This is a genomic window from Paenibacillus sp. DRB1-1, assembly GCF_052119485.1.
Classification (GTDB): domain Bacteria; phylum Bacillota; class Bacilli; order Paenibacillales; family Paenibacillaceae; genus Paenibacillus; species Paenibacillus polymyxa_B.
In genome coordinates, this window is the sequence record NZ_JBODQH010000001.1 from 5183279 (window position 1) to 5208869 (window position 25591).

General features: G+C 39.6%; 33 protein-coding genes and 1 pseudogene. 22 read left to right on the top strand and 12 right to left on the bottom strand.

What is annotated here, in order from left to right; translation table 11 throughout:
- Positions 1-45: 45 nt before the first annotated feature.
- Complete coding sequence (locus tag ACQW03_RS23190) at positions 46-873, bottom strand: MerR family transcriptional regulator (RefSeq protein WP_441951922.1); 828 nt, start codon at positions 871-873, stop codon at positions 46-48.
- Between the two features lie 442 nt (positions 874-1315).
- Here ACQW03_RS23190 and ACQW03_RS23195 point away from each other — a divergent pair, with 442 nt between their 5' ends.
- Positions 1316-1582: a hypothetical protein gene (locus ACQW03_RS23195; protein WP_071641189.1), complete on the top strand. Its 267-nt coding sequence runs from the start codon at positions 1316-1318 to the stop codon at positions 1580-1582.
- A 221-nt stretch (positions 1583-1803) separates the two neighbouring features.
- Here the strand turns inward: ACQW03_RS23195 and abc-f are convergent, their stop codons facing one another.
- Positions 1804-3291 carry a ribosomal protection-like ABC-F family protein gene (gene abc-f / locus ACQW03_RS23200; RefSeq protein WP_441951924.1) on the bottom strand — a complete coding sequence of 496 codons (1488 nt, stop codon included), beginning with the start codon at positions 3289-3291 and terminating at the stop codon, positions 1804-1806.
- Between the two features lie 517 nt (positions 3292-3808).
- On the opposite strand from abc-f, the gene ACQW03_RS23205 reads away from it, so the two are divergent.
- From ACQW03_RS23205 to ACQW03_RS23220, 4 genes and pseudogenes are all read left to right on the top strand, one after another.
- Positions 3809-3952, top strand: coding sequence for a hypothetical protein (locus ACQW03_RS23205; RefSeq protein ID WP_179085974.1), 144 nt, complete (start codon positions 3809-3811; stop codon positions 3950-3952).
- Entirely contained in the window at positions 3949-4254 is a 306-nt protein-coding gene (locus ACQW03_RS23210; protein WP_441951927.1) for a phage antirepressor KilAC domain-containing protein, read from the top strand. The genes ACQW03_RS23205 and ACQW03_RS23210 overlap by 4 nt, the downstream gene beginning before the upstream one ends.
- 169 nt (positions 4255-4423) lie before the next feature.
- Positions 4424-4969 carry a hypothetical protein gene (locus ACQW03_RS23215; protein WP_441951929.1) on the top strand — a complete coding sequence of 182 codons (546 nt, stop codon included), beginning with the start codon at positions 4424-4426 and terminating at the stop codon, positions 4967-4969.
- Between the two features lie 139 nt (positions 4970-5108).
- Positions 5109-5504 (top strand): annotated as a pseudogene (locus ACQW03_RS23220) (NucA/NucB deoxyribonuclease domain-containing protein).
- A gap of 175 nt (positions 5505-5679) precedes the next feature.
- On the opposite strand, the gene ACQW03_RS23225 reads toward ACQW03_RS23220, so the two are convergent.
- Positions 5680-6114 (bottom strand): hypothetical protein, encoded by a 435-nt coding sequence (locus ACQW03_RS23225; protein ID WP_441951931.1) that lies wholly within the window; start codon positions 6112-6114, stop codon positions 5680-5682.
- A gap of 258 nt (positions 6115-6372) precedes the next feature.
- On the opposite strand from ACQW03_RS23225, the gene ACQW03_RS23230 reads away from it, so the two are divergent.
- The 3 genes from ACQW03_RS23230 to ACQW03_RS23240 all read left to right on the top strand — a co-directional run bounded on the left by ACQW03_RS23230 (position 6373) and on the right by ACQW03_RS23240 (position 7685).
- Positions 6373-6480, top strand: a complete 108-nt coding sequence (locus ACQW03_RS23230; RefSeq protein ID WP_226001023.1) for a YjcZ family sporulation protein — start codon at positions 6373-6375, stop codon at positions 6478-6480.
- A gap of 449 nt (positions 6481-6929) precedes the next feature.
- Positions 6930-7400 (top strand): hypothetical protein, encoded by a 471-nt coding sequence (locus ACQW03_RS23235; RefSeq protein WP_441951934.1) that lies wholly within the window; start codon positions 6930-6932, stop codon positions 7398-7400.
- 36 nt (positions 7401-7436) lie between these two features.
- Positions 7437-7685: a hypothetical protein gene (locus ACQW03_RS23240; protein ID WP_441951936.1), complete on the top strand. Its 249-nt coding sequence runs from the start codon at positions 7437-7439 to the stop codon at positions 7683-7685.
- A gap of 557 nt (positions 7686-8242) precedes the next feature.
- On the opposite strand, the gene ACQW03_RS23245 is transcribed toward ACQW03_RS23240, so the two are convergent.
- Positions 8243-8800: a MepB family protein gene (locus tag ACQW03_RS23245; RefSeq protein ID WP_441951938.1), complete on the bottom strand. Its 558-nt coding sequence runs from the start codon at positions 8798-8800 to the stop codon at positions 8243-8245.
- A 485-nt stretch (positions 8801-9285) separates the two neighbouring features.
- On the opposite strand from ACQW03_RS23245, the gene ACQW03_RS23250 reads away from it, so the two are divergent.
- The 3 genes from ACQW03_RS23250 to ACQW03_RS23260 all read left to right on the top strand — a co-directional run bounded on the left by ACQW03_RS23250 (position 9286) and on the right by ACQW03_RS23260 (position 11511).
- Positions 9286-10029 (top strand): collagen-like protein, encoded by a 744-nt coding sequence (locus ACQW03_RS23250; RefSeq protein ID WP_441951940.1) that lies wholly within the window; start codon positions 9286-9288, stop codon positions 10027-10029.
- An 891-nt stretch (positions 10030-10920) separates the two neighbouring features.
- Positions 10921-11268 (top strand): stalk domain-containing protein, encoded by a 348-nt coding sequence (locus ACQW03_RS23255; RefSeq protein WP_071641172.1) that lies wholly within the window; start codon positions 10921-10923, stop codon positions 11266-11268.
- 99 nt (positions 11269-11367) lie between these two features.
- On the top strand, positions 11368-11511 hold the full coding sequence (locus ACQW03_RS23260) for a hypothetical protein (RefSeq protein ID WP_158659107.1): 144 nt from the start codon (positions 11368-11370) through the stop codon (positions 11509-11511).
- Between the two features lie 88 nt (positions 11512-11599).
- Here the strand turns inward: ACQW03_RS23260 and ACQW03_RS23265 are convergent, their stop codons facing one another.
- The gene (locus ACQW03_RS23265; RefSeq protein WP_441951943.1) at positions 11600-12055 is read right to left on the bottom strand and encodes an AraC family transcriptional regulator; all 456 of its coding nucleotides are present in this window, start codon (positions 12053-12055) and stop codon (positions 11600-11602) included.
- 444 nt (positions 12056-12499) lie between these two features.
- Positions 12500-13513, bottom strand: a complete 1014-nt coding sequence (locus ACQW03_RS23270) for an alpha/beta fold hydrolase (RefSeq protein WP_220029667.1) — start codon at positions 13511-13513, stop codon at positions 12500-12502.
- Between the two features lie 130 nt (positions 13514-13643).
- On the opposite strand from ACQW03_RS23270, the gene ACQW03_RS23275 reads away from it, so the two are divergent.
- The 5 genes from ACQW03_RS23275 (at position 13644) to ACQW03_RS23295 (ending at position 16578) form a co-directional block, all read left to right on the top strand.
- Positions 13644-14549 carry a LysR family transcriptional regulator gene (locus ACQW03_RS23275; protein ID WP_441951944.1) on the top strand — a complete coding sequence of 302 codons (906 nt, stop codon included), beginning with the start codon at positions 13644-13646 and terminating at the stop codon, positions 14547-14549.
- A gap of 397 nt (positions 14550-14946) precedes the next feature.
- Positions 14947-15153 (top strand): hypothetical protein, encoded by a 207-nt coding sequence (locus ACQW03_RS23280; protein WP_076293582.1) that lies wholly within the window; start codon positions 14947-14949, stop codon positions 15151-15153.
- Between the two features lie 101 nt (positions 15154-15254).
- On the top strand, positions 15255-15737 hold the full coding sequence (locus ACQW03_RS23285; RefSeq protein WP_076293583.1) for a hypothetical protein: 483 nt from the start codon (positions 15255-15257) through the stop codon (positions 15735-15737).
- Positions 15738-16013: 276 nt separating this feature from the next.
- Complete coding sequence (locus tag ACQW03_RS23290; RefSeq protein WP_076293584.1) at positions 16014-16352, top strand: kelch repeat-containing protein; 339 nt, start codon at positions 16014-16016, stop codon at positions 16350-16352.
- Positions 16327-16578, top strand: a complete 252-nt coding sequence (locus ACQW03_RS23295; protein ID WP_441951948.1) for a kelch repeat-containing protein — start codon at positions 16327-16329, stop codon at positions 16576-16578. The genes ACQW03_RS23290 and ACQW03_RS23295 overlap by 26 nt, the downstream gene beginning before the upstream one ends.
- A gap of 74 nt (positions 16579-16652) precedes the next feature.
- Here the strand turns inward: ACQW03_RS23295 and ACQW03_RS23300 are convergent, their stop codons facing one another.
- Positions 16653-16973 carry a hypothetical protein gene (locus ACQW03_RS23300; protein WP_076293585.1) on the bottom strand — a complete coding sequence of 107 codons (321 nt, stop codon included), beginning with the start codon at positions 16971-16973 and terminating at the stop codon, positions 16653-16655.
- 888 nt (positions 16974-17861) lie between these two features.
- Between ACQW03_RS23300 and ACQW03_RS23305 the strand changes: the two genes are divergently transcribed.
- Positions 17862-17999 carry a hypothetical protein gene (locus tag ACQW03_RS23305; protein ID WP_441951950.1) on the top strand — a complete coding sequence of 46 codons (138 nt, stop codon included), beginning with the start codon at positions 17862-17864 and terminating at the stop codon, positions 17997-17999.
- 681 nt (positions 18000-18680) lie between these two features.
- The gene (locus ACQW03_RS23310; RefSeq protein WP_209942547.1) at positions 18681-18788 is read left to right on the top strand and encodes a YjcZ family sporulation protein; all 108 of its coding nucleotides are present in this window, start codon (positions 18681-18683) and stop codon (positions 18786-18788) included.
- Between the two features lie 531 nt (positions 18789-19319).
- Here the strand turns inward: ACQW03_RS23310 and ACQW03_RS23315 are convergent.
- The 4 genes from ACQW03_RS23315 to lexA form a co-directional block, all read right to left on the bottom strand.
- Positions 19320-19811, bottom strand: coding sequence for a PLAT/LH2 domain-containing protein (locus tag ACQW03_RS23315; RefSeq protein ID WP_441951953.1), 492 nt, complete (start codon positions 19809-19811; stop codon positions 19320-19322).
- Between the two features lie 698 nt (positions 19812-20509).
- Positions 20510-20650, bottom strand: coding sequence for a hypothetical protein (locus ACQW03_RS23320; protein WP_167348633.1), 141 nt, complete (start codon positions 20648-20650; stop codon positions 20510-20512).
- Between the two features lie 41 nt (positions 20651-20691).
- A complete protein-coding gene (locus ACQW03_RS23325; protein WP_013310546.1) occupies positions 20692-20856 on the bottom strand; it encodes a hypothetical protein in 165 nt (54 codons plus the stop codon).
- 820 nt (positions 20857-21676) lie between these two features.
- A complete protein-coding gene (lexA, locus tag ACQW03_RS23330) occupies positions 21677-22303 on the bottom strand; it encodes a transcriptional repressor LexA (RefSeq protein WP_013310545.1) in 627 nt (208 codons plus the stop codon).
- 188 nt (positions 22304-22491) lie between these two features.
- Here lexA and ACQW03_RS23335 point away from each other — a divergent pair, with 188 nt between their 5' ends.
- From ACQW03_RS23335 to ACQW03_RS23350, 4 genes are all read left to right on the top strand, one after another.
- A complete protein-coding gene (locus ACQW03_RS23335; protein WP_441952466.1) occupies positions 22492-22860 on the top strand; it encodes a LysM peptidoglycan-binding domain-containing protein in 369 nt (122 codons plus the stop codon).
- Positions 22861-22968: 108 nt separating this feature from the next.
- Positions 22969-23175 (top strand): DUF896 domain-containing protein, encoded by a 207-nt coding sequence (locus ACQW03_RS23340; RefSeq protein ID WP_441951956.1) that lies wholly within the window; start codon positions 22969-22971, stop codon positions 23173-23175.
- 120 nt (positions 23176-23295) lie between these two features.
- Entirely contained in the window at positions 23296-23805 is a 510-nt protein-coding gene (locus tag ACQW03_RS23345) for a hypothetical protein (RefSeq protein ID WP_441951958.1), read from the top strand.
- Positions 23806-23958: 153 nt separating this feature from the next.
- Positions 23959-24753, top strand: coding sequence for an HAD family hydrolase (locus ACQW03_RS23350; RefSeq protein ID WP_441951960.1), 795 nt, complete (start codon positions 23959-23961; stop codon positions 24751-24753).
- Between the two features lie 101 nt (positions 24754-24854).
- Here ACQW03_RS23350 and ACQW03_RS23355 read toward each other — a convergent pair whose 3' ends face one another.
- Positions 24855-25397 (bottom strand): 1,2-dihydroxy-3-keto-5-methylthiopentene dioxygenase, encoded by a 543-nt coding sequence (locus ACQW03_RS23355; RefSeq protein ID WP_441951962.1) that lies wholly within the window; start codon positions 25395-25397, stop codon positions 24855-24857.
- Between the last annotated feature and the right edge of the window lie 194 nt (positions 25398-25591).

Sequence of the window (25591 nt, forward strand, 5' to 3'; positions counted from 1 at the left end):
ACATTTTTGTTTTTTTAAAGAATAAACCCTCCAGCAACTGGAGGGTCAATAGTCATTTACAGGTACTTGAATCTCAGTAACGAATTTGGAGACATCCTGTGTAAGGCCATAATCAATATAAGTAATTTCGAGTGCGTCATCTGCTAAAGTATAGCCCTTTTCAAGTGCATGTTTTAACAATTTTTCATAATAAATCGATGCATCTGCATGAGTACCTATGAAACGTATGGTTAGATACTTTTGTTGAGGAAGAGACTTTTTAGCCGTTTTGTAATATTGGTGTTTATCCGGTTCTACGAATAGAAATATAGCATCGTACTCATCGAATTTCCTTTGTCGCAGATTCGTGATTGATATCGCTAATCCAACTTGTCCAAGGAAAATGGTGGATTTTATATTGTTGTTTTTTTCTAATAAACGGATCGACATTTCTAGGTTGTCGCTTTTACCAATCTTTTGTTTCAACATGACAATCATTCGTTCCGGAAGCTGTGTTTCCCGGATCTTGAAGAGTTCTTCCACTTTAGACACATCTTCAATCTGCTGAATTCTTTTATTAATTCTATGTTGAATCTGTTTAAACTCAAGAATCTTCTCTTCTGTTCTACGTTTTTGCTCCTTTAATAAAGCTAAAATATGATCTATATCACGATCGTCAAGGAACTGTTTAATTTCTTTAAGTGGGATATTTAGCGCTTTGAGGTAGAGAATTGTGTTCAAGCTTTCGAATTGATCGATTGAATAATAACGGTAACCAGTCGCTTTATCGACTAATGCAGGTTCGAACAGATGAATGCTATCATAGTAACGCAGCGTTCGGATATCGATTTGAAAGAGCTTTGAAATTTCTCCGATCAAAAACATTTTACTCATTGTTTTTTCAATTCCCCTTCCTTTTATGCCACTATAGTATAGCTTATCAATTTAGTAGATAATACTCAGACAATGCAAATATGTCGTTAAAGTGGAATTGTAAGATTACATTGCTCCCTATTTGCGAAGAAAAGGCTTTAAGAGGAAAATAGTGCTGACCGAAAAAAATCGTTTGTTGTCCCTTCGTTAGACTTTCTGCATGGTATTCTTGCGATTTTGCAAATTAAATAAGGAACGCATCGCAGCTTTTGAGTCTCGGTGAATCAGGTCGGTCAATGTGCCGGCCTTTATACGAACCATTACCTTTAGATGCGAAGTCGCTTGATGGCGATGGACGCGTCTTTTATTTTTTCAGCAACAAAGGCGGCATGTCTGCTTTTGTATCTAAAAAACAGCATCAAACAAAAGAACAGGCCGAGACACTGGCCAAGGAGATGACACTATGAATGAAGAACAAAAAGCTGCTTTGGCAGCAGCGCAAACCCAAGCAACTGCACTGGCAGCGGCTAATGGCGTGCTTGGACAAGTACGGGCTGCATTGGGCGTTGAGAGTGATGCGGAAATTCCAGCGAAGCTTACGGCGCTGAGTGTTCAAGCTGCTAACGGAGCATTGTACAAGGTGAAGGTCACTGAACAAGCATGTGGAGCTGGTGTCCGGGCTCTTGGAGAAGCTTTTAGCGCAAAGGCACATACGCTGTACCATCGATGACAATAGCGTTTTCAGACAGTGTTGTTCCATTTTCTTAGTATTAGACTGCACTCAAACAAAATAAACGGCAGCTATGGACGAGAAAATAAAATCCTAGACTGCCGTTTTTTTATTGAACTATCATGTCCCTTTAGTTCAATCTCTTCCCTTTTCATAAAAGTTGTTGTGCAAAGCTTTCTGTCGTTGGAATCATGTCTTACTCCAAGTCACTTTGTAAAATTCTAATCCCCACCGAGTTCAACCGTTTTCGTGGCGACACGGTCATGAAATTCCCGATCATGCTCCACGAATATAATGGTCGGCTTGTACTCAAGCAGCAGCTCCTCAATTTGCATCCGGGAAATCACGTCGACAAAGTTGAGCGGTTCGTCCCAAATATGCAGATGAGCCTCCTCACATAGGCTTCTCGCGATCAGAACCTTCTTCTTCTGACCGCCGCTAAACGCCAATATATCCTTCTCAAACTGGATGCGGGCGAAATCTAGCTTACGCAACACGGCCTTAAATAAGCTTTCGTCAATTCTGTGCTCTGCTGCATAATCGGAAAGCGTTCCTCGCAGATGAGAAGTATTCTGGGATACATAGGAAACGCGAAGCTGCGGCTCCCGCTGAAACGTTCCTGTATAGTGTAGCGCCTCATCGTTGAGCAGGCGAAGCAAGCTAGACTTACCTGAACCATTTGGACCTGAAATTGCAATCCGATCTCCTGGTTCGATCGTCAGACTAATGTTCTTGCAAACCGCTCTTTCCCCGTAGTAAATCGTGACTTGATCCAGCATCGCCAATTCCGATTTGGGATACACGAGCTGAGAGATTGCAAGGCTTTCTGACTGTTCGATATTTCGGAGCAGTTTCGATTTTTCCTCTAAAGCGGTGTGTTGCCGCTGTTCGATGGATTTCGAGCGTTTCATCATTTTCGCTGCCTTATGCCCGACGTAACCCTTGTCAAGCTTGGAGCCGGAATTTCGTGTGCCGTTTTTCGATTTTTCGGTCTCGAAAGACCAGCCGCTAGTACGTTTAGCAGAAGCTGATAAACGCTGTATGTCTTTGTACAGCTTTTCGTTTTGTGCCATTTCGAACGTGTCCTGGCGAGTTTTGTTCGTCCACCAGCTGGAAAAGTTGCCTTTTTGGATTTCGATATTCGTTTTGTTGATCGATAGAATATGATCCACGCAGCGGTCGAGAAAAGCCCGATCGTGTGAAACAAGAATAAAACCTCGCTTCGTATTCAGATAATCGGCGACAAGCTTGCGTGCGTGCAAGTCGAGATGATTGGTCGGCTCGTCGATGAGCAGAAATCGATTGTCTTGGATGAATAGCACGGACAGCAATACCTTCGTCTGTTCTCCTTGGGACAGCGATTCGAATGGCCGGTACAACACGTCTTCTGAAACCTTAAGCAAGTTCAGTTCGCGCATCAACTTCCAGTTCTCATAGTTTGGCACGATCTCTTCGACGACGTCTAAGGTCAAATACTCAGGGTGTTCGACGGGAAACGGAAAATAATCAAAGGCGACTGGTGTGGAGATCGTACCGCTGTATTCGTACTTTCCCTGAAGCAGGTTTAAGAACGTCGTTTTCCCCCGACCGTTTCTCCCCGTAAAGCCCAACTTCCAGTCTGTATCAATTTGAAAATGAACATTTTCGAATATGGGGTCATAGCTGCCTGGATAGGCAAAAGTAAGATTGGTCACCTGAATGGCGGGCATGGCAATCATCCTTTCGATTGGAAATAAAAAAAGAGCCGCAAGAAAGGTGCTTTCTTGCGGCTCTAATCCATACGAGGAAATAGGGCCCCATTCCAGGGGGCCGTATGACTGTCCGGAGAGGGAGCGCAAACGAAACGCAGACCTTTCTTGCAGAGATGAAATAAAACGACCACAGCAGATCGCTGAGTCCGTTCTTTTCGTGATCTCGAAGCAAGAAAGTTCTACATGTATCCGTTCAACTCCCATCATCAAATTATATTCAGTTTATCACAATGGTAATTTAACTACAACCTGCGTAGTCCCGTTTAGGCTGAAGCCTCACGTAGGTCGACATGCTCCTTAGATTGATTAATGTTATTCAACTATCCTGCTCGTTCGTATTAAGTTAATAACATATGCATATTTTAAAATCCGTAGCGTTATAGCAGCAGAACCAATTTAAGATATAAGTATGAAAGCCTCTGATAATTTAGAGGCTTATTTTACGTCTCAAAATAAATTATAGGAGTGATAAAGCATGAGTAATGGTTTAGCTGTTTTTGAAAATCAGCATGAAGTGACAATACTGACAAGGGAGGACGTGGGAATTGATTTCAAAGGTGATTTTTTAATAAGTGCAAAAGACGTTGCTACAATCCTGATTTCGGAATTGAACTCTTGACTAAACTCAAAGAGGATCGCACAGCCAGAGTCCAAGCAGAGCGAACGAACGCTATTCTGATGCAGGTTAACAAAACCTATACTGCCACAGAGATTGCCAAGGAACTCGGATTTAAGTCAGCAATTGCTCTTAACCATGATTTAGGCAATCGAAAGATTCAATTCAGGCAGAATGACTGCAGATATGCGGATTGCGGCTATGTTGAAATCAAACAAGAAGTTCTTGATAACGGTAAAGTGATCTATCACCGTAGATTTACTCAATTAGGCCGTGAATGGCTTGTGAAAATTTATAACCGATAGTATATTTGCAAGAAGATTGTAATAATCTCATAGGAAACCAATATCCAAACTGGTTTCCTTTTTTTATACTTCAAGGGGGTGACAGAGATCATTTTAACAAAAACTAGTTTATGGATTTTTGTATTTGGTAATTATAACTCTGGTTGCCTGTAGCAGTAACAATAAAGAGATGGATACAGATAATAAAAGACTTAATCCTAGCAATAATGTGAACAACGGGACAAATAAGAGCAAAAGTGAAGAAAGAAATGAAGATCAGAACAATGAAAAGAGTGAGCCTTTTTTAACGGGGACTCATTTTGAAGACCCTAACGCCTTTCTTGTCTATGATTTTAAAATGTCTCACGATTCCTCTGATAACTCAGTCTCCTTTCGGGTAACTTATAAATTTGGAGACAAGCCTAGAAAATATATATTGGAGGGTAAACATCCTTATTATTTTTATATAAGTGTTCCAGAAAGTTTAGCTAAATATTATACTTTGGCTGAAACTCTACCAGTGAAGGGTGAAGAGTTAATTTCAGATGATGATAATCTGAAATACCAAGTTGATATCAAAGCCTCGCTAAAAAAAGAGTTACCAAAAGATGTTATTAATTCTATGTTTAATAAACCACAAGGATATTCTATAACTGTATTTGAAAATCCGGATTACCCGGCTAAACGTATAGTAGGTGTTTATGAGTTTGTGAGCACACTCCTTCCAAATACCTAAATTTAATCTCAGATAGGACTTATATTAGTTTGTAATAATAACTGGTATGAGTCTTTTTAATTTGCGACAATACGCCCGATACTTTGACATATCTTTCAGTATAGTATTTAGAAGATTTAACATATTTCGGGGGTGTCGTATGGTAAAAGGATTTGTAAGAGGTTTAATTGTATTTTTACTAGCTGCTATTTTTTTCGTACAAGGTGTATATGCTGAACCGGCAGCAATTAGTCGACAAGCAACAGGGTATACGTTGGAGTTTCCAAGCTCATGCTACCCTGAAACCGGACATTCTGCTGTATGTACAATTGATCGGGATGGAGCCGAGGAAAACAGGAAGGAGTCACTCAAGGGCTAACAGACTAAAAAAGGATATGACCGCGATGAATGGCCTATGGCGATGTGCGCCGAAGGTGGCGCAGGTGCTGATATTCGATACATAGCCCCTAGTGATAACCGGGGAGCAGGATCATGGGTAAGTCATCAGTTAGATAAATACGCTGATGGAACTAAAGTGAGGTTTATTGTTAAATAGTAAAAATCTCTGCTAACCTTAATTGGTCGGCAGAGATTTTTTGTTGATCAGTTTGAATTTAGAATAGATTTGAGAGGGCCTACCAGAATGTAGATGGTATTCTCTCTCATAGTAATGAAAAGAAGACTCAAACAGTGTTGCCAGAGTCTTTATGATGCTCGGTTCCCGTAATATGTTAATCAGATACTGCTGTAAAATTAAAACTTTCCGGCCCCACCCGAATGGTTCCCAATGCAGATGTTTGCACAAAAACAGTGTATACAACTCCTGATATATTAGGGGCATTAAAATCAGAACCAGCAAACGAAATAAGTTGTGGTCCCAAGAGAGACAGCTCTAAGTTTTGTGCCGCAGAAAATACAGTTGCACCGGAAGGGGTTGAGCCCCGGACAACTGTTACCGTTGCCGTTGTTGCTACTGGCAGTAACGGTAATTGAAGAGCAATAACTCCAGAAAATTCAACTCTAGTTAAATTTGTCGTACCTCCAGATAGATCCAAAGTTTGCTGAGCAACCAATTGCGGCGCATTTAACACTGTTATTGGAATTGATATTGAGTTGGCATAACTAGCATTTTGCGAAGTTTTAGAATCTACAAACCTAGCTGGCATTTTAAACATCTCCTTTCGTAGATAAGATATGTACTACTTAATGAGTTGGACTAGGTACACATCATATATCAGGAAAATTGGCAATTGCCTGTAACATACTTTATGCTGATGGAACTAAAGTGAGGTTTATTGTTAAATAGTAAAAAGCTCTGCTAACCTTACTTGGGCAGCAGAGCTATTTTTGTTTACCTGAATGCCCGGTTACAGAGCGTATTTACACATATACTAAGGTGACGATGAATAAAGGAGGGCTTAGCTATGAGTGGATGTGCAGGTCCAGCTGTTTGTAATGTGTGGACTTCTACTGCGGCAATTTTGGTGCTCTATATCCTTTTGGTTATCATCCTTAAATCATGTTGGGTGTAACTTTTTGAAAAGAATTTTATAGTATCCATAATCAAGTTCAACGCCCTTACTCCTATCATAATCTGCCCGAAATCAGATTAGGTAAAAATCTCTGCTAACCTTAATTGGTTAGCAGAGATTTTTTCGTTGGTCAGTTTGAATTTAGAGTAGATGTGAAAAAGGACTCCACTAGCATATAACTAGTAGGAGTCTTTTATTCGTTTTTCGACATAAAAATAGTATTCCATTAGGTATAAAGTAACGAATTTAATTAGTGGATTAAAATATAATCTTATATCTAACATGTCGATGTGATGCAATTTATAAGGATTTTAGACTGGTTCTTTCTGACTGTTTATATCATTGTGCTTTTATTCCTCTTACATCGACATGTGATTAATTATATATTAATAGATGTAAATACAATAAAAAGGAGAGTTTGAAATGAGTGTAAACGCATTGACAAAAAAATGATGTTAAGCTCTGCAACTGCTGCCCTGCTATTTTCAGTTGTGTCTCCATTTTCCGCTTCTGCTGCAAGTACATCTGTGACTTCTTCTACATATAGCGAATCCACCAACCAACCAGAAGGTGTTGTGCCCCCAGTATTTAATGGCACTGATCCAAGTCTTAATGGAGATGTAACAACGCAAGGTAAAGTTTCTTGGACAATTAAAGGAATAAAGGCAGCTCTTAAATCACAGGCAAGCAAAATTGATAATGTTATAAAAACAACAATCGATTGGCTTCCTGTAAGTGATAGTGTTAAAAAGAATCTTATTAATGTTGTCAAAGTAGATGCGCTAATAAAGGCCTTAGATGTGGTCACAGATTTCAGTGGCAGTATTGAAGATGCGCTATCACAGGCTATGCAGTATTTAGGTGTAGCGGGATGGTTAGCTGATATTATCGCTAGAGCTATCGGCGCTCTATTCCTTTAATAACAGTGATTAACAACGACGAGTGACGGAGGAAGAATGAAAAGAAAGTGGTATTTAAGGCCAATGGTCATAATTTTAATGATCATCATAACCCCACCGATAGGCTATTTGAATGTATTTTTCAATAGGAAGAAATTTGAACCATCTGAACGCTTAGGCTATTTGGCAATAGCCACAGTATTCGCTGCCCTATGGTTAACAAAATTTCTACCGAATCCATGGCGAATTCCCGCTATAATAGTTGTTGCACTTATTGGGATGTTCATATTTGGAAAAAATAAATAGTCGAGTAATAAAAAATCTCTGCTAACCTTAATTGGTCGGCGGGGATTTTAATGTTTTTACACTGTAATCATGCAACCTACAGCAGCAATCTATGTATTTCATCCATCTACCAACGTGATTTTGAGGATGCTATGAATGCTGCTTCCTTTGGTTGAGGACAGACAGTATCGTTTTAAGCATAAGCCGGTCTTTTACGCTCATCTGAAAAGCAAGGCTCCAGCCCGATACGTTGATCTGAACAGACTACGGTATGGAAGGCTGGTCTTCCTGTTAAGGAACCGCAGCCTAGGACAGTATGGGAAGTTTCACGGTGCAATGTAAATAAGTATGTTCACCCCACTCAGAAGCCCCTTGATCTACTAGCCATTTCATTTATGAATAGTAGCCAGCATAGTGGCGTAGTTGGGCGGTAGCGGCTCTACCCTTATGATATGTGATCAGCTTGACCGCTGTTGCAGGACCATGGAACTGGACCCAGTATTTTGTGATGTGATTAATATGCGATATCAGCAGGCGACCGGCATGGAGCTGGTACGTCTTTCTAATGTTGCAACACATTATTCTAAATCGTAAAGTACGTTTGCACGAGAAATGTCTATTGGTTCGTTTACAGGTATGTTAAGAAAATACTTTAACTGCCATGTCTGAGTTTTTTGAGCCTGAAGGCTTGTAGGCGTGTCCCATGGTGGATAAATACGTATTGCTCTTTTACCACCTTCACCTTTGTTAGATAATATTTTATGTTTAATCAGAATGGATTTTGGGAATACAAATTGCCCCAAGCTACTGTCTTTACGTGCACTAATAACCAAAAAGTCGATTGGATCTGATACGTCATAGGGTTGTATTGGTCTATCTCCAATTCTCTTATATACAGTCACAAATTGCCCGATCTTTTTTTGAGTTGTCTTTGCAATACGGAATCGTATAGAGTGGGCATTTAAATTAAAGAAGTAGGCCCCATAGTCAGCGTTTTGTTTTTCTGAAATTGGTTCAGTACATTTAAAATTGCATGGATTATAAACTGAAATTTTAGCGGCAAGCAGGTCGGTATGAATCTTATCAGATGCTGTCCAAGAATTTTGGTCACCAGAAGATATTTCTTTGTTAACCATTGTTATTTATTCTCCCCCATATATAAAACCGTTGTTTAACGTAGCATTCACTATATTAATGTAACCGCAGATGGTTCACAAGTTTGGTGTATATTCTGCCTAGTATAAATAAAAAGGGAGACGCGTAAACGTCTCCCCAATGACAATGGGAACAGACAACGAATAGCAAGAGACACTACTACAGCGCGAAATAGAGATCGTCGAGGGTATCCTTGATCAATGGCGTAGTACCGAAAGATTGTTAAGGCTGGCATAGCTCAGTGGGTCAAAGACCTACAGGCTAGAAATATAAAAATGCAGATAGTGCAGAATCTGGATCGGTTGATTGAACTGGATTTTAAGCTACAGAAGGATGAGCTGTAATAATGCTAACACGATAGAGTCAGACCTATGCCTATTTTCCCAAGATGAAGTCAACAGCCCAATCTTTTTGGTTAATTGCACAATAAGCTACTTTGACTAGACTTTGGAGGTGATCATTAATTATGTTTCGACATTATTATTGGCAAAAGAAAATGCATCGGAGAAAATTTAGAAGATGTGTAGTTAAAAAAGTCAAAGTTTTACCGAAAGTTATTGTTAAAGGGATCCGAGGACCTCAAGGACCTCAAGGACCTCAAGGACCTCAGGGAGCACAGGGACTGCCGGGACCACAGGGAGTTCCAGGCGCTCAAGGACAGCAAGGGCTACAAGGTTTTCAAGGAATTCCTGGACCAACAGGACCTGCAGGAGCAGTAGGGCCAGCAGGAGCGATAGGACCAGCGGGAACGGTAGGGGCGGTAGGACCAGCAGGAGCAACGGGGGCAGCAGGGCCTGCTGGCGCCGGGATATCAGACTTCTTAAGTGTTTTCCGAGCAGATCCTGGTACGGGAACTGACACAGTTCCGGGTAACTCACCAATTACCTTTACTGGAGTTTTGGCTAATGTTGGTGGTGCATTTACTTTCACTCCTCCATCTCCAACGATAACAATCAACGAAACGGGGAGCTATCTAATAGATTTTACAATTCATAACCAAGGCAATGCTGACTTTAACCTTACCGTAAATGGATTCCCTGTTACCCCTGTTCCTTTCACGGGTAACGGTGGCGGACCAACTTCGGCAGAAGTCATTATTACTGTAGGGGTCGTTCCTACAACTATTCAATTAGTAAATGCAAATGCAACCCCAGCCCAACTTCATAACTTTACCAATACTACTCTTACTATATTAAAGTTGACTATTTAAGCCATTCTTAATGATATATAGAACATTATATGTAGCCGCTTTAGAAAAGACTGTACGATTTCATATCGTCAGTTTGTCTAATTACACTCATAGTAAGCAGACGTATTTATGGAGGGGATTGTGTAGCATGGCAAGAGAACGTAGTGGCAGTAATAAGATCCATTTAACATTACCACTACTCCAAAGCCTATCTTTAAAGTTAAAATGGAAAATCTGTAGTAACATGGTGAAAAGCAATGATATTATTCAGACATAGAAATATGAATGCTAAGAAGGTCAGGAAACTTTTCCTACCTTCTTTTTTGTTGTGACAAAATAGGAACTATTGCTTTGATCCGTCAGATACGACAACTCATGAGCGGCAATCAATATAAATTTTCTTTTTCGATTGGTCGCGAAAAATGGGAAGCTACAGAAGAACGGGCCGAGGTCGATTGGCCTAAAGTTTAGGCAATGCATAAGGAAGCCTTTAATCTTGTGTTGGTAGAAAGACTTTAGAATGGCAAAATATGACCATTCCAAAGATTAGAGCGCTCATGAAGGGCAAGAACAGAAACCGGGAATTCGAAATCTACATGCCTCGTCCCAGCAGTACCCTTTTTGAGGTACAGATCCACGGTCTTTTTAATCGTTTTGTCTGGCAGTTGAAATCATTTTTACAGCTAAGACAGGTCGAAGAATTGTAGTTGATTCAGCGGACTTGTGGCTTATGCCTTAACAGGACAAGAGACCATTTCTTTAGGTCGAAGTGGTTCGGGTAGTAGCTTAATGCTCTTGAATTCGTGGAAGTCCTATAGGTGGAGGTAGCAGTTCATGTTCAACATAAATATTCACGACAATGTCTGCCAATAGTAATATTATAACGAATAGACCATTAGCAGAGGCATTTAGATGAATAAAAAGATGTATATGTTTATAGGTGCTTTACTCGGGGTACTGCTGGCTACTTCTGGTGGAGCTGCGGCAGATCAAGTGAAATCACTAGTTGGGAAGACTGTTGCAGGAGAATACAATGTGAGAGTAAATGGAACAACACTGTCTGAAAACGCTATTGTCATCAATGGTACAGCGTATGTGCCTTTGCGCTTGATGTCAGACTCTTTGGGGGCGAACCTTGCGGTGAAAGGAAAAACTATTGTAATTGTAACAGGAACTCCTTCTTCTAATGTGGTTATTAAAGAGCAGTCACAAGCAATATCCTTGAAAGATAACACATATGCCAATTGGCCAAGGAACTAATTGTGAAGCATATTGGAACCTTGGAGGAATTGATCGGAATACTTAATAGTGATATTAAAAAAAATGAAAAGTCATTGACTGACACCGATAGAAGAATAGGTGTCAGTCAATGACCAAAGACTTCTTGAACGCATTGAAAAAAGCGTCACTGAGACGGAGAAAGAATTACAAGAATCCAAAGACAGCTTATTTGAGCACAAAAAAGAGCTAGAACTACTTAAAGCAGCATTGGCTACTAAATAAATATGTAGTAATCTAGTAACAAACAAATTATATTAGTAATAAGTTTAGACTGTCTTCAATAATCGAAACAACCTATATCTTAATACGTCTATTGAATCGGAACACAAATTTCGCAACAATGATTATTAATAAGTTTAACTGTATATCGCTCCAAGATAGGTCTGGTTTCATCTAAGCTGAATCTTTGATTTTCCAACTCCAGGAATATTTCAGCCCAAGCCCTTTGAACAGCTTTTGCTGTATGATTTATCTTAAAAACAGCGTATCTTCCTCCACTAATGTTGCTCAGGCCTACTTCATCAGCATTAACACAGTAATCATCAGGAACAACCAAACACGTATCGTAGCGACAATTTTCCGGTTTTACAAATGCGGGATTATCTTGGGCAATACCGAGGATAATAGACGTATTATTAAATAATTTATTAGTTTCAACCCAGCATTTAAATTTCTCCATTAGTTGTGAATTTGCAATTCCATAAGGACCAATCTGTCTCATGTATGCAATTCTAAAAGACGGTATTTTTTCAATTTCAGCCTTCATATTTTCTTCTCTTTCTTTTTAAAGTACATCGATGTCTGAAACCATATTATAATGCTTTAAAATGATAAACAACTCAATTTTAAAAAAAAGTCAAATTAACTCCTAATGCACAAAGAATAGACTTATAGCGCCTACTGAAAAATCATGCTTGTATTTGAATAGCCTTAGCCGTTTATACTCTGGTTAAGTAAAGTACAGAAAGTGATCATGCATAAAACGAGTCAAGGTATCCTTGATGTTTCTATGCCGTCTCATATACTGTAATAAGATATCCAAGTTGAGCACGGTTTTAGATTCCTTAATACTAATTGTCCAGGTTGGTGGCTCTTCAGGATTAACCTCCATATACCCGTTGATTAAGCCAACGCGATAATCCGATTAACCCATTCTTTTAGGTGGTAGAAGATTTGTTGTCGAACCTGAAAGCCTAGACGGGTAAATCAATTATCCTAACTGCAAAAATTGCCTTAGATGACTATCTATAACGAATGAATCCGGTTCGTTTGCTCCGATTCCAAAGCAATGTCCCCACTTGGATTCTATGGGTTGAAAAACAGCATTCGGCATATGTTGTACATCATACGCACTGTCCTCTGGAGTGAAAAACAAATCACTTGACCCCGGCATAACGAGTGCAGGAGAGGTGATTTTGCTTAACGCCTGTTCGAAGTTGCAGCGGTCCACAGGATTATCGCTAATGTCTCCATGTATTCCTGTACGCAACATGGCAATCAAGTCATTAGCATCAAAGGACAAAAATACCTGATCCCAGTAATCTTCTACATAAGACTTCAAGGAATAGTATCCCTCGGATTGATATAAATTCTCCATGTAATACGCCTGCGAAAAACCCCAGGGTGCATAGGCTCTTCCCATCGCTGCGAGACCGACAACCGGTGAATGCTCATACCTTCCTTTTTTAAAATTTGTATCCGCTTGTAACGCCGCGATCATTCCTTCAAATACCAGCTGTGCATGCGGTCTGGTCTTTGCCGTCCCGCCAAATGGTGCAATACGTTCGACCATTTCAGGATAACTCGTTCCCCATTGAAAAACTTGCAGGGCTCCTAGAGACCAACCCACAACTAGTTTGATTTTTGTGATACCGAATTTTTGAGTGATTAGTTGATGTTGAAAACGTACATTGTCATACATAGAGATGAGAGGGAAATTGGCCTTATCAAATGGAGCGGGAGTATTGCTGGGAGAGGTCGATAATCCGTTGCCCAACATGTTGGGCACGATGATAAAATACCGATTGGGATCGAGTGCCTTATTCTCTCCAATTAACCATTCGTTATCTGTGTGACGACCAGCAAACCAAGTTGGATATACAATAACATTGTTCTTTGCGATATTTAAGGTTCCGTAGGTCTTATATGCAATAAATGCTTGAGGGAGTTGCTGACCTGATTGAAGCAATATATCTCCAAGGGGAAATGTTTCATAATCGTTCATTGACGGATGCTCCTTCAAAGTAAAATTAGTGATAACTTGATTTTTACTCTACAATACGCATATCATCAAATCAACGAAACGTTTTTGAATATTACATTCAATTTTTTTGAACGAAGAAGGTGCTTAGTTAATGGAAATACGCCAACTAAAAACGTTTTGGACTCTTGCTTCTACATGCAGCTTTAGTCGCACTGCTGAACTATTGAACTATGTACCGTCTACCATTACCATGCAAATCAAAGCGTTGGAAGAAGAACTAGGCGTGAAATTGCTAGATCGATTAGGCAAGAATGTTGTGTTAACGGATGCCGGCCAACAATTTTTGCCGTATGCCACTAAAATTTTGAACGATGTAGAAGAAGCAAAATGTGTATCTAGTCAGCACGGAGAAACGACGGGAACCGTTATTATAGGGGCAGACGAAGTTCTTTGCGCATACCTTCTTCCCTCCTTGTTTAGACGGTTTCGTGAACACTATCCAGACGTTCGTCTTTTGTTCCGTCCATTGTCCGGCCAAGAGCTTAGACATAGTCTAAGAGAAGGGCTTGCGGATGTCGTTTTTGTATTGGATGAATTCGTTGTAGCCAAAGACCTTCATTCAGAGTTTTTGAAAGATGAGTCATTTCGAATGGTGGTATCTCCAGATCATCTGCTGGCATCTCGTTCCTCATTGATCATTGATGACTTTCACAAAGAACATTTTTTGTTGACCGAGAAGAGTTGTTCTTATCGCACTCTTTTTCACCAGTCCATTTTGAAAAAAGGAGCCGATGCCTTGACAGAACTAGAGTTTCTTAGCGTAGAAGCAATTAAACAATGTGCAGTTGCTGGCCTTGGGATTGCTCTGTTGCCTGAGATGGCGTTGAAGGAAGAGTTGAGAGAGGGAAATTTGGTTGCTTTACCATGGGATTTATCGGATATAGCATTTTCTGCGCAAATGCTCTGGCATCGGGAGAAGTGGATTTCCCCATCGATGGCTGCCTTAATACATGTTGCAAAGAGTGAATTAAAATCAAATGAAGCATCTGGCTCATAAGAGGAGCGCTTGCGCAGTTGTTTAAAGCACAAAAAGTTCCTCCGGAAATCAACGTTTAAAGACATTCATGCCAGATGTCATTTTTCGTTGTCTACCGTGAGAGAGGCAGAGCACTTAAATATTGCTTTTTGATAGCTGTCCACTTGACGGGGGAGCCAATTATAGTGAGAAATGCGTTAGTAGTTAATAGCGGGTACAATGGCGCGAAGGAAGCACTTTGAAGTTTTATCATCTGACTTGTGAATTTGAAGACCTCGAAGGTGAAGAAGTAAGTGTACCCGAAGAAAAGTATGGTCTATTTGTTGTTGGGCGATGAGGTTAAAGTTACAAAGCAGGGAGACTAGGTACAGGCAGAACGGATCTTAAAGTGAAGTGATAAGAATTAACCACACATAAAGTGTTAAAGTCGGATATCGAATTATTTGCAGCTGCGTTAAGTCTGGTAAGAGTATATGTAGTTCAGCCATTGGGAGAGGATTTAATATCGGTTATAGACTATGGTGGTACCCAGGAGAAGTTTTCTCCTGAGTTAATTAAGATTAACGGATCTTACTTCTTTCGTGAGCAGTTTGAATTTAGAGTGGACGCGAAAAAGAAGACTTAATCAAATGTGTATTTTTCATGTCAGACAAAGCTCCCCTTACTTTGACAGTCATTAAGCTGTATGTTTATTAATGAGTATTAAAAGAAGGAGAGGACAAAAAAATGAGAATGAAATTAGGAAGGAAAGCTACTTTATGTTTTTCCACAATCGCTCTCTTGTTTTCAGTTATTGCTCCGTTGTCAGCTTCTGCAGATGTAGCAACTGTAACGTTTGACACTTACAAAAATTTTACAAATAAAGAAATAGTTTTATCACAATCAGTAATATTTAAAGATGACACGGCATATACAGATGTATCAGTTACAGGGAAAAGAGTGAAATTTTCAATTAATGGTTTGGAAAATCCTTTTAATGCTAATTATTATAATCGTTTGGTCTGGACAAGTGATGAAAATACACCGAGTATAGAAAATACGTTATCAGTAAAAATTGCACCAAAAACAGGGAGTCTTTACGGTTCCAGTAGCTATGAGAACCTTTCTCTGATAAAACAAAAGATCAACTCTGATTCAAAAGTATATGGATGGATTCAATTAGAATCAAAAGAGTGGGCTAAAGCAGGATCAGCTATAATTAAATATTAAAAAATCCTTAACGTTTGAGGTAAGTGAATGCTAAAATAAAACAGAAATCTCTGCTAACCACAATTGGTCGGCAGAGATTTCTCGTTGAACAGTTTGAATTAGAGTAGATGTGAAAGGCTCAACCGGGTAACTGGCTGAGTCTTTTTTTATACCCAATAAAAAATAAATATACAAATATTTAGAATATATTCATAGATAAGCAAGTTTATGTTTAGACAGGTTTTTAAGAATGATTTATCTTCGTAATAGTTCAATATATTGCTAGGAGGAGATCGAGTGATAAGTAAAATTAAAGCATTATGGAGTATTTTAATTGTAGTGATAGTGTTCTTGAATATGTCAGCTTTAGAGGTAAAAGCAGAAGCTGTAAGCGATGAATGGTCGATTAAAACGACTATAGAAAATCCTAAGGCGGTAAGTGCTGTTTCTGAATTGAATGGCAAGATATATATTTTCGGTGGTTCTTCAGGATCAAACCCATATAAGAATGTTCAAATTTATGATCCGAAAAATAATATATGGGCCTCAGGAAGTAGCATGCCTACGGCTCGTTCTACAGCAACTTCCGTTGTTTATGGAAATGATATTTATGTTATTTGGTGGCTATACAGGTAATGCCTTTAGCTGGACAGGAGGCTCCTCAGTAAATAATGTTGAAGTTTACAATACCCAGACAGATACATGGAGTGTTAGGAAAGCTATGCCGCAGGCTTTAGGTTCGTTGACAAGTGTTTTGCATAAGGGAAAGATTTATGTGTTTGGTGGGATGACAACAAATACGCGTTCAGTTGCTACTGTCCAAGTATATGATCCGGCTTCCGACAGCTGGTCAACGAAGTAAGTGAATATTCTAAATAAATTTAAAAGCTCTGCTAACCTTAATTGGTCGGTAGAGCTTTTAACTGTTCACGCCTCTTATAATGTATCAAGGTATTCTTTCTGGAATTTGATAAAATCTTCCACACCATCATGATAGGTAAATCTACCGCCATTTTTATCAATAATCCAGTTGATCTTCTCGTCATTTAACAAGACTCCATACATGCAGTGATGAAGCAGTTCAATTTGTTTTTCATCCCTAATTCGGATCAAGTGTTTTTCTTGTTCGTCTATGAGGTACCATTTCGTTTCTGTTTCATCTACATCCGCATCCACATACAGTATTGATACCGACAAGGGAAATGGCCAGTCAAACCAATGTTCTCGCTCGTCTTCTCTATAGCCTTCAAATGCCATGGTTATTTCCTCCTACTTGGATAATTTCCTGATTAGTTAAATGTATCTAACGTGCTGCGATTGTACGCTTTATTGAAAACTGTTTTTTGGGAACTCGCAGCTATCCTCAGCCTTTGGTATCTTGGCACCAATGCGGTGAATGACCTGCCGTTTAAGGCTGGCACGAACTGCGATGCGTCTGTTTAGGCTGGGTTAATGGGGGGGAGGTCCGAACTTTATTGTAAATCCCTCATTTGCTCAATTTGTAAAGGCGATGCTGGTTCAAGGGAGAATTTTCGGCAGCAGCTCCTTTGGACAATGGACGACGTAGGCTTTTAGGAATACACACATTAAATTTACTGCTATTCTTGTCTTATCCTATTGGCTCAGGAATATCGCCCCCATATTCTTTCCATGGCTTTACGTGCGCCATCGTAAACTTCCGCAAAAGTTTAGTGTAACTTTGGCAACCGTCTATTCCGCTATTGTTGCATAATAGTTGTGCCCGCTTTCGTCGTTCATTGTTCTGATCTGTAATAGTATACGGAAACGCCGGGTAACAAAGAAGTTGAACGCTTTGTTACCTGATATCGAACGCTACTACCAATACTCTACAATAATTCTGCTGAGCGAAGACGGGTGCCCAACATGAAGGAACTGGAGATAAAGACAGGTAGCAGTGTAGTGGGGACATAAAAGCACGTGTTTGCTGGCTTTGGGAAGAAGGGGACAACAAAGCGATATGCGCTCTATATTGTAATCATAGAGGGCTGGGATGGTGACCAAAAGATCATTACATTTTCCTCGTCTAGAAATAGGCATTATACGGTATTAAACCTCCAATGATCTAGAGTTTATTTTTTGTACGCAGAATATAATTTGTGCATAACACATCAGGAGGCTACATACATGTCAAAAAGACTCGAAGGTAATAGATTATGGGTAAGCAGCCGCATCAACATACCGGAACATAAGGAAGCGTATCTAAAGCTCATGAAAGGCCGTCAAAATACGGCCTTTTTACCGTTGGGGATAAGATCAAAGTGACAAGCCAAGGTACTTGGAACTGGACAGAACGTTTAATATCGTAAGGCGAGCAGCCTGACCTTACATAAATTCTTTTGAAATATCACCAAATCGTTGCATAATCCGAAAGAATGGGTGATACCCTACTGGCATGCACTGACGGGGTGTTTATTGTTTTGGAATATAGTAGAATTCATTAATTGAATCTTGAAGAGTGAAAAATATATACTCGAGCCATAACTCAATGCAATTAAATTGAATTAAGGCAGATATAAAGAAGGACTCTATCAGCTAAGTGCTGTAGGAGTCCTTCTTGTTGTTCTTTAGTTGTGGCAATAGTAAAAGTTCTTATCAGTGGCACCTTGCTGGATACGCTGGTAAGGTGTTTTTTTATTTTCCTAGAAGTCCATCCCATAAACAAAACCTCGCATAGCCTGTGGAGTAAACAAAGGAGGCGTTACGTGTGAGAGGAGTAGAAAGAAGCTACGAAGAAACGGCCGGGAAGATTTGGACATCGATAGCTGCTGTCTTGGCACTCTTCATTTTGTTGGTAATCATCTTGAAATTAATTCTTTTATAAAGATTATTAGGCTCTACCGGTTTATCTGGGTGTGAGCCTTTATTTTGTTTACCTGCATGCCCTATCACTGAACGTATTTATACATATATTAAGGTGAACGACAAATAAAGGAGGTTTAAGACATGGGTGCATATGAAGGTACAGGTGGCGGCGGTGTATGGACTTCTACAGCGGCAATTTTAGTGCTCTTTATTCTCTTAGTTATCATCACTAAATCACTTTGGGTTTAATTCGTGAAAAGAACTGTTGGATAATACCACTTCACTCATGGATGGAAAATAGTTGAACTCAATGAGCGCATAAGCTATTTGGCAATAGCCACAGTATTCGCTTCTCTTTTGGCGAATACTTGGTGGATTTCCTGCCATGATAGATTTGCGCTTATTGTATTTTGTGAGAAGAGGAATGTTTCATTGAATGGGTACAATCCTTCCTAATACCTAAATTTAATCTCAGATAGGGCCTTATTAGTTTGCAACAATAACTGGTATAGGTCTTTATTTGCGATAATACGCACGATACTTTGCATATCTTTCAGTATAGTATTAAGAAGATTCAATATACTTTTCCAGCGGTCATTTCTTAGCTTTTGTTTATATGGCAAATTTACATAACATTTTTCCCATTAGTGAGTTTATTATTAAAATTGATTCATGAGATGGGGTTATAATTACGGCGATACAATTTTAGTAGGATTATTCATCCAAAACAAAAAGACTCTATCCAGATATCGACAGAGTCTTTTGTATGAATATTTGTTTTTAGGATGGAAAAAGTGTTTCGGAATCTGCGGAACCGCCGTCACCAAGCCAACGGTTAGGACCTGCAAATGAGAAAGTTTTCCCGTTTCCAGATATTTTGACATTAGCGATTTTCCAACCTGGTTTATACCCAGATCCATCAGTTCTAATAGTAATTTTTCTGATGTCACCTAGGTTACTAGTGCTGATTCTTGTTGTATCGGAATCTCCTTGTTCAAAGCTACCATTGAGTGTAGCGGTAGCATAATCTCCATTAGAACCATACAGAGTTATAGAGATGTTCGAGTCTGTTCCCGCATCTTTGAGATTGGCCGTATTTACAGTAACGACATATTCAACATTAGCAAAAGGCGTAACAGACTCTAAACTTCTATTTGAGTCTTGTAATGAACTATAAGTGTCACTTGTGACCTGATCTGCAAAAGAAGGTGCAGCAAAAGCTACAGATGAGATAAGCATTGCTACTGATGCTAGTAAAGATACTTTTTTCATTAAATTGTTACCACCTTTCTAGTATTTGTATTTAATGTTATACATGTGTAATGTTTTTGTACATAGTTCATTGGTTGTGAAGAGAAATTTTTTTCTTGTCTTTGTTTGTTGTATTTTATCTTTATGTGTCGGATATTAGCTTTCTAATAATCATGTATGGGGATGATTATTTAGAGAAGGATTTTTAGCGCTTATCCAGAATGAATTGTCGAGTTGATCAACATGAATCATACATATGAAGTGTTGATCGAATATCGAATTGTTTTCAGCTGCATTAAGTCAGATAAGAGCATCTGTAGTCCAGCCGCTGAGTAGGATATGATGGAGGTTGTGGAATACGGTGGTGGGCAAGTGGGGCCTTATAAAATTTAAAAATAAAAAATTGAGCAAACAATGCAGCAACGTACAAATCCTGGACGGATTTACAGCCAGAATACTTAAGTGAAAAAAGCTGAAGCAAGTTTGAGGGCTATAGGTGTGGTCAGTTGTACACAAAGTTTTTGAGTCAAGAATTCTGCTGCTTTGACTGGGTACTATTTCGCTTCTGTTTTAACTAGTGGAAGCATAGTTGAATATGTCGATGGTATTTAAAGGAAGGCAACTGAATTTAGCAGTTCTATGGAATTTAGGAGTTGGGTGTATCGTTTAACACAAAAAAAGCAGGAAGAATCCTTCCCGCTTTTGCTTGAAAACGATTATTAGCGTCTGCGTTGTCTATCATTTACGCTAAACAGATTAACAGCCAGTGCGTTACCTCTTGCACGCGCAATGGCTCTTTGAGTGGAACGGATGTTTAATCTTCTTCTTCTCAAATCACGTTTGCAATGTCTTCTGCTCATATTATCACCTCCCTTCAAAGAAATGAAGGTGCGGTTAAATCTTAGTGGCGTTTATGCTTACGCTTGGAAATTTTGATATTCAAGGCATTGGTTGCTAGTGCATTTCCGCTTCCTGTTTTAGCAGCTGCGGCTTGAAAGACTTTAACGACCAGATATCTGTTTTTCCCGATGCGATGCTTATACGTTTTAACTCTATTTCTGATCATCTGCATATCTCCTTTGCTTAGTTCTGCTATATACATATGTCAATTGTGATAGTAATGTATCAGCATAAATCTATTAAAAGCAAAAAGAAGCTAGTACCTATATTCCTAATGGTTAATAAAAAAACTCATGCGAACCTGTCTTCGCCTTTTCAACTTTACGTTGCAGGAGAATGTTACAGGCAGGTCAGCATGAGTCTAATAGTGTAGATAAAGATAATAGGCAGTTAGTATGAAAATTATTTACTATTAAGAGTGTTAAGTTTTTTCTCGTAGTACGCCTCTTGAGCAAGAATATGATTCAATTGTTCAGAGAGCTGTTTATATTCTTGGCTGTCTCCTGGATAATTATTTCTTTCGAAAATTACAGCTTCGAGTTGCTTTTCTAAATACCTGAAATGGATAAGTATTTGTAAACTAAATATGGTCGTAGGTTGTTATGTGGGAGTTCTCTTTTGCATACAAATGATCCATTGTTGGAACTCCACAGCTTATGGCGATAAATATCACAACAAACGCTGAAATTACAAGTTTTTTCATTTAATTCCTCCTACAGAGCTATGAGTAATTAATATACCATATTTATCTAAAACAAAAAAAGATCTATTAGTTTTGCCCATGACAGTATAGCTGCTCAAGATCAGTGGGGGATTATTTGAGATGAGGAGGCTGATTTTATAGTAGAAAAAATAGGAATAGGTTGCTGAAATGAAAAAATAGTTGTGAGATACATAATAAACATAATAGCAATACAAAACCGGCTTGCCCTAGGCAGCCGGTTTTGTATTAGTGGTTAGAATAACGGGGGAGAAAGAACGAGAAATCAGTGGAAGTCCCGGAAGAGTCCTACAACCTTGCCCAAAATGCTGACGTGTGTCAGGCGAAGCGGTTCAAAGGCTGGATTTTCAGGTTGAAGCCGGATATGATCTTTTTCTTTGTAGAAGGTTTTAACTGTAGCTTCGTCTTCATCTGTCATAGCTACAACAATATCACCATTATCAGCGGTCTGCTGCTGACGTACGATTACATAGTCTCCGTTAGCAATCCCAGCCTCAATCATGCTTTCGCCTACAACAGATAACATGAATATTTTATCCTCACCAACAAAGTGTTGGGGAAGAGGAAAGTAATCTTCAATATTTTCTGTCGCCGTAATAGGAAGACCAGCGGTTACTTTGCCGACGACGGGCACACGACTAATGGAGTAATTAATCAAGTTGCTGTTATCCGATTCGTCTTGACCGAGTAACTCAATAGCCCGTGGTTTTGTAGGATCGCGGCGAATGAGTCCTTTTTTTTCTAAACGATCCAAATGACCGTGAACCGTAGAACTGGAGGCCAATCCGACAGCCTCGCCTATTTCGCGTACAGAAGGGGGGTATCCCTTTAGACGCACTTCATTGCGGATAAATTCAAGAATGGCCTGCTGGCGGCTCGAAATCTTAGACATACCGTATCAACCCCATTTAGTAACGTTTGGGAAAATTATAGCATAGAACCTCCGTTCGTACAAACATAAGTTCTAAATAATCCCTGAAAATAATTGCGAACTTTTGTTCTCTTTTCTATTGAACAAAACAAATGTTCGTGTTATATTGTGAAAACATAAGAACAAACGTTTGGAGGACGCAGCCAATGATGAAATATAGCACCTATCAAAGTATTTTTCCAATGAATTTAGAAAATTTACAGGAGACCCGAAAAGAGGGGAGAGCGCGTTTTATGCAGTTTATTAGTAATACTCTTCTACTTAAGCTTCTTATTATAGTGATTGTTGCTTGGATTGCAGGAGCAGGCGTACTTACGGTTTTCGCGGCTCCTTCAGCTTCCAAGGAAGAAATGACTAAATTGACGGTACAACCTGGGGATACGTTGTGGCAGATTGCCACAAATCATAAACCGGAACGAATGGATACACGGGTATATATAGAAGGAATTGTGCGAATTAACGATTTAGAGGATCGGGGAGTGCAGGCAGGTCAGATACTCAAGCTTCCTAACTTCTGATCTATAAACTATTAGAGCTTGTCAGGGAGCGTAATGTGGGAGCCTTGACAAGCTCTTTTCTACATGTCAAAGTGTATTATATCTTTGCTTTTATGGAGGGGACACAATTTGGATATAGACAGTTTAGTACAGCGTATTAATGAATTAGCGCGCAAAGCAAAATCCGAGGGATTGACAGAAGAGGAAACCACAGAGCGCGCCAATCTTCGGGAAATTTATTTAGGTAACATTCGCAGTAATTTTCGGCAGCAGCTTGAAACGATTGAATTTGTGGACGATGATACATCAAAGGGAAATGACGGGCTGAAGCATTAATGTTGTTAAAGCGCTCAAGCCTGCAATTTGCCTTTTGTTTTAGGTGCCGTTCTCGGTATCTCTATAGATCAGCTTTGAGGCAATTGTTTTAATGTAATATATCTGGGAAGGAATTGAGAGATGGCCCGATCATTTGAAAGAAAAGTACGCAAAAACACAGCGCATTTAAATAAATCGCGCAAAAAGCAAGGTATTCAAACCATTAGCGTCGCAGGTTCTGCAATGGATATTTTCCGTGGCCGTAACATTACTGTGCCAATTATGCTGGCTGGTCTTTCTGTATTGTACATGCTTATGAGTTACTTTTTGACTAAGACCGGTATGCGAGGGATGGATTGGCTTGTATTCGGCCTGTACTTGATGCTGGCTGTTATCTTTTTTATCCGTCGTCCTTATCTGAAAGTGGGAAAGGATACTCTCTATATGCTGAAAGGTGGTAGAGAACGTCCAATGACGGCAGGGGACATGAAAGGCATTAAGATTGAAAAGGGTTACGTAACCGTTGAAAGAAAAGGTAAGGGCGGTAATTTTATTTTCACAAAATCATTAGGTCGCTATGACACGGATGCCATTGCAGAGAGACTTGAGAAGTTTGCACTATCCAATCAGATACAGGTAGACAAGAAATAACTGATTAAGCCTGTAGCTCTGTAACGAAGGCCGCAAGATGTTATTTCATATAACATGCTGCGGCCGCTTGCTTAATATAGGCACACATAACGATCCAAATGCTAATCAAGCAAATAGGCGTACATATACTGTGGAAAGAGAGTGGATAATCCGATGACGATTCAGGCGGTAATGTTTGATCTTGATGATACCCTTTTGTGGGATGAACGTAGTGTAGAAGAGGCATTTGATGCAGCGTGCCAAACAGGCTCCCGTGAAGCAGGTGTTGATCCGAAAACTCTGGAGGAAGCCGTACGCAAGGAAGCACGCGCTTTGTATGAATCCTATGAAACCTTTAGTTTTACTCAAATGATCGGCATTAATCCGTTTGAAGGATTGTGGGCAAATTTTAGAGCAGGCGAGCAACCTGAATTCCGCCAATTGGAACAGTTGGCCCCTGTTTATCGAAAGGAATCATGGCGCAGAGGACTCCAGCAACTAGGGATAGATAATGAGAAGTTGGCGGAAAAGCTGGCTACCCAATTTGCTTCGGAAAGACGTGCGCGTCCACATGTATATGAAGAAACGTTTGAAATTCTAGAACAATTGAAGGGACATTACAAGCTGTTATTGCTGACAAATGGCTCCCCTGATCTACAACAGGAGAAACTGGATGGAGTTCCTCAATTAGCTCCTTTCTTTGATCATGTTGTCATTTCAGGTTCATTTGGTCGAGGCAAGCCTGATCCGTCTATATTCCAGCATGCTTTGGGGCTTCTTGGTATTGAGCCTGAACATGCTTTAATGGTAGGAGATAAACTGACGACTGATATTCAAGGAGCGTTGGCAGCAGGTGTACACTCGGTCTGGGTGAACCGAAACGCTAAAACCAATACCACAGAGATCAAGCCGAAGTTCCAGATCAAGCATCTGTCTGAATTGGACGGAATTATTCAATCGTTAAAGTAAGAAATCCATAGTCTTTAGAAACAAGTATTAAGAAAACTCCCTTCGCTCGATTGTTACAGAGCAGAGGGAGTTTTTTTATTCACACAAGGATAAATTCGTAATCATGCTTTAATGAAGGTTGGATCTTCATACGGTTCGGCAATCCAGCCATTTTCTTCGATGAACAAGCGGATTGCGACGATCTTTTGATTCTCCATTAAAGTGAAGAAGTGAGGTATATTTTCAGGTACGGAGATAACGTCTCCCGGTGAAAGCTCTACGTTAAAATAGCCGATCTCTTCAGGGCCTTTAATAATGAAGATGCCTTTACCAGCGACAATGGCACGGATCTCATCCTCGGTGTGGGTGTGAATTTGCTCAAACTTGGCCAGCAGCTCGTCCAAATTCGGCGTTGCTTCAGATAAAGTGATAACGTCCCATATTTTATATCCGCGACGTGCGGCTAAATCCTTGATTTCGGGTTCAAATGTTTTGAGAACAGCGGCCTTTTGATCATCTGTTAAGGTAAAGTTTTCTTGCAGCTCCCCAGACAATTTGGAAGCATCCCAATGTTCATACAATATCTCGTGACTCTCCAGAAATTCACGTACTTGTTCTTCACCGCTAATACGTTTGTTTGTATTACGTAGTAAGATTTCGGCCATATATTTATTCCCTCTTTTCCACTTGGATTAATGTTGTATAAAGAATACCATGTCTTGAAACGTTGTACAATACAGGATTTCAACATTTTATAATGCAAATGACTATAGCTAAAGGTTGCAGGGTTAAGTGCGTTCTTTAATGCTACAAACTGTAAAAATGGATTAGAGAAGTCGTTTTTACAAAGAACAACCTG

Bases quoted from the DNA above. Each gene is read 5' to 3' on its own strand.
- ACQW03_RS23190 (WP_441951922.1), bottom strand. From the start codon at position 873: ATGAGTAAAATGTTTTTGATCGGAGAAATTTCAAAGCTCTTTCAAATC.
- ACQW03_RS23195 (WP_071641189.1), top strand. From the start codon at position 1,316: ATGAATGAAGAACAAAAAGCTGCTTTGGCAGCAGCGCAAACCCAAGCA.
- abc-f (WP_441951924.1), bottom strand. From the start codon at position 3,291: ATGCCCGCCATTCAGGTGACCAATCTTACTTTTGCCTATCCAGGCAGC.
- ACQW03_RS23205 (WP_179085974.1), top strand. From the start codon at position 3,809: ATGAGTAATGGTTTAGCTGTTTTTGAAAATCAGCATGAAGTGACAATA.
- ACQW03_RS23215 (WP_441951929.1), top strand. From the start codon at position 4,424: ATGGATACAGATAATAAAAGACTTAATCCTAGCAATAATGTGAACAAC.
- ACQW03_RS23225 (WP_441951931.1), bottom strand. From the start codon at position 6,114: ATGCCAGCTAGGTTTGTAGATTCTAAAACTTCGCAAAATGCTAGTTAT.
- ACQW03_RS23230 (WP_226001023.1), top strand. From the start codon at position 6,373: ATGAGTGGATGTGCAGGTCCAGCTGTTTGTAATGTGTGGACTTCTACT.
- ACQW03_RS23235 (WP_441951934.1), top strand. From the start codon at position 6,930: ATGATGTTAAGCTCTGCAACTGCTGCCCTGCTATTTTCAGTTGTGTCT.
- ACQW03_RS23240 (WP_441951936.1), top strand. From the start codon at position 7,437: ATGAAAAGAAAGTGGTATTTAAGGCCAATGGTCATAATTTTAATGATC.
- ACQW03_RS23245 (WP_441951938.1), bottom strand. From the start codon at position 8,800: ATGGTTAACAAAGAAATATCTTCTGGTGACCAAAATTCTTGGACAGCA.
- ACQW03_RS23250 (WP_441951940.1), top strand. From the start codon at position 9,286: ATGTTTCGACATTATTATTGGCAAAAGAAAATGCATCGGAGAAAATTT.
- ACQW03_RS23255 (WP_071641172.1), top strand. From the start codon at position 10,921: ATGAATAAAAAGATGTATATGTTTATAGGTGCTTTACTCGGGGTACTG.
- ACQW03_RS23265 (WP_441951943.1), bottom strand. From the start codon at position 12,055: ATGAAGGCTGAAATTGAAAAAATACCGTCTTTTAGAATTGCATACATG.
- ACQW03_RS23270 (WP_220029667.1), bottom strand. From the start codon at position 13,513: ATGAACGATTATGAAACATTTCCCCTTGGAGATATATTGCTTCAATCA.
- ACQW03_RS23275 (WP_441951944.1), top strand. From the start codon at position 13,644: ATGGAAATACGCCAACTAAAAACGTTTTGGACTCTTGCTTCTACATGC.
- ACQW03_RS23285 (WP_076293583.1), top strand. From the start codon at position 15,255: ATGAGAATGAAATTAGGAAGGAAAGCTACTTTATGTTTTTCCACAATC.
- ACQW03_RS23295 (WP_441951948.1), top strand. From the start codon at position 16,327: ATGTTATTTGGTGGCTATACAGGTAATGCCTTTAGCTGGACAGGAGGC.
- ACQW03_RS23300 (WP_076293585.1), bottom strand. From the start codon at position 16,973: ATGGCATTTGAAGGCTATAGAGAAGACGAGCGAGAACATTGGTTTGAC.
- ACQW03_RS23305 (WP_441951950.1), top strand. From the start codon at position 17,862: ATGTCAAAAAGACTCGAAGGTAATAGATTATGGGTAAGCAGCCGCATC.
- ACQW03_RS23310 (WP_209942547.1), top strand. From the start codon at position 18,681: ATGGGTGCATATGAAGGTACAGGTGGCGGCGGTGTATGGACTTCTACA.
- ACQW03_RS23315 (WP_441951953.1), bottom strand. From the start codon at position 19,811: ATGAAAAAAGTATCTTTACTAGCATCAGTAGCAATGCTTATCTCATCT.
- ACQW03_RS23320 (WP_167348633.1), bottom strand. From the start codon at position 20,650: ATGAGCAGAAGACATTGCAAACGTGATTTGAGAAGAAGAAGATTAAAC.
- ACQW03_RS23325 (WP_013310546.1), bottom strand. From the start codon at position 20,856: ATGATCAGAAATAGAGTTAAAACGTATAAGCATCGCATCGGGAAAAAC.
- lexA (WP_013310545.1), bottom strand. From the start codon at position 22,303: ATGTCTAAGATTTCGAGCCGCCAGCAGGCCATTCTTGAATTTATCCGC.
- ACQW03_RS23335 (WP_441952466.1), top strand. From the start codon at position 22,492: ATGAAATATAGCACCTATCAAAGTATTTTTCCAATGAATTTAGAAAAT.
- ACQW03_RS23345 (WP_441951958.1), top strand. From the start codon at position 23,296: ATGGCCCGATCATTTGAAAGAAAAGTACGCAAAAACACAGCGCATTTA.
- ACQW03_RS23350 (WP_441951960.1), top strand. From the start codon at position 23,959: ATGACGATTCAGGCGGTAATGTTTGATCTTGATGATACCCTTTTGTGG.
- ACQW03_RS23355 (WP_441951962.1), bottom strand. From the start codon at position 25,397: ATGGCCGAAATCTTACTACGTAATACAAACAAACGTATTAGCGGTGAA.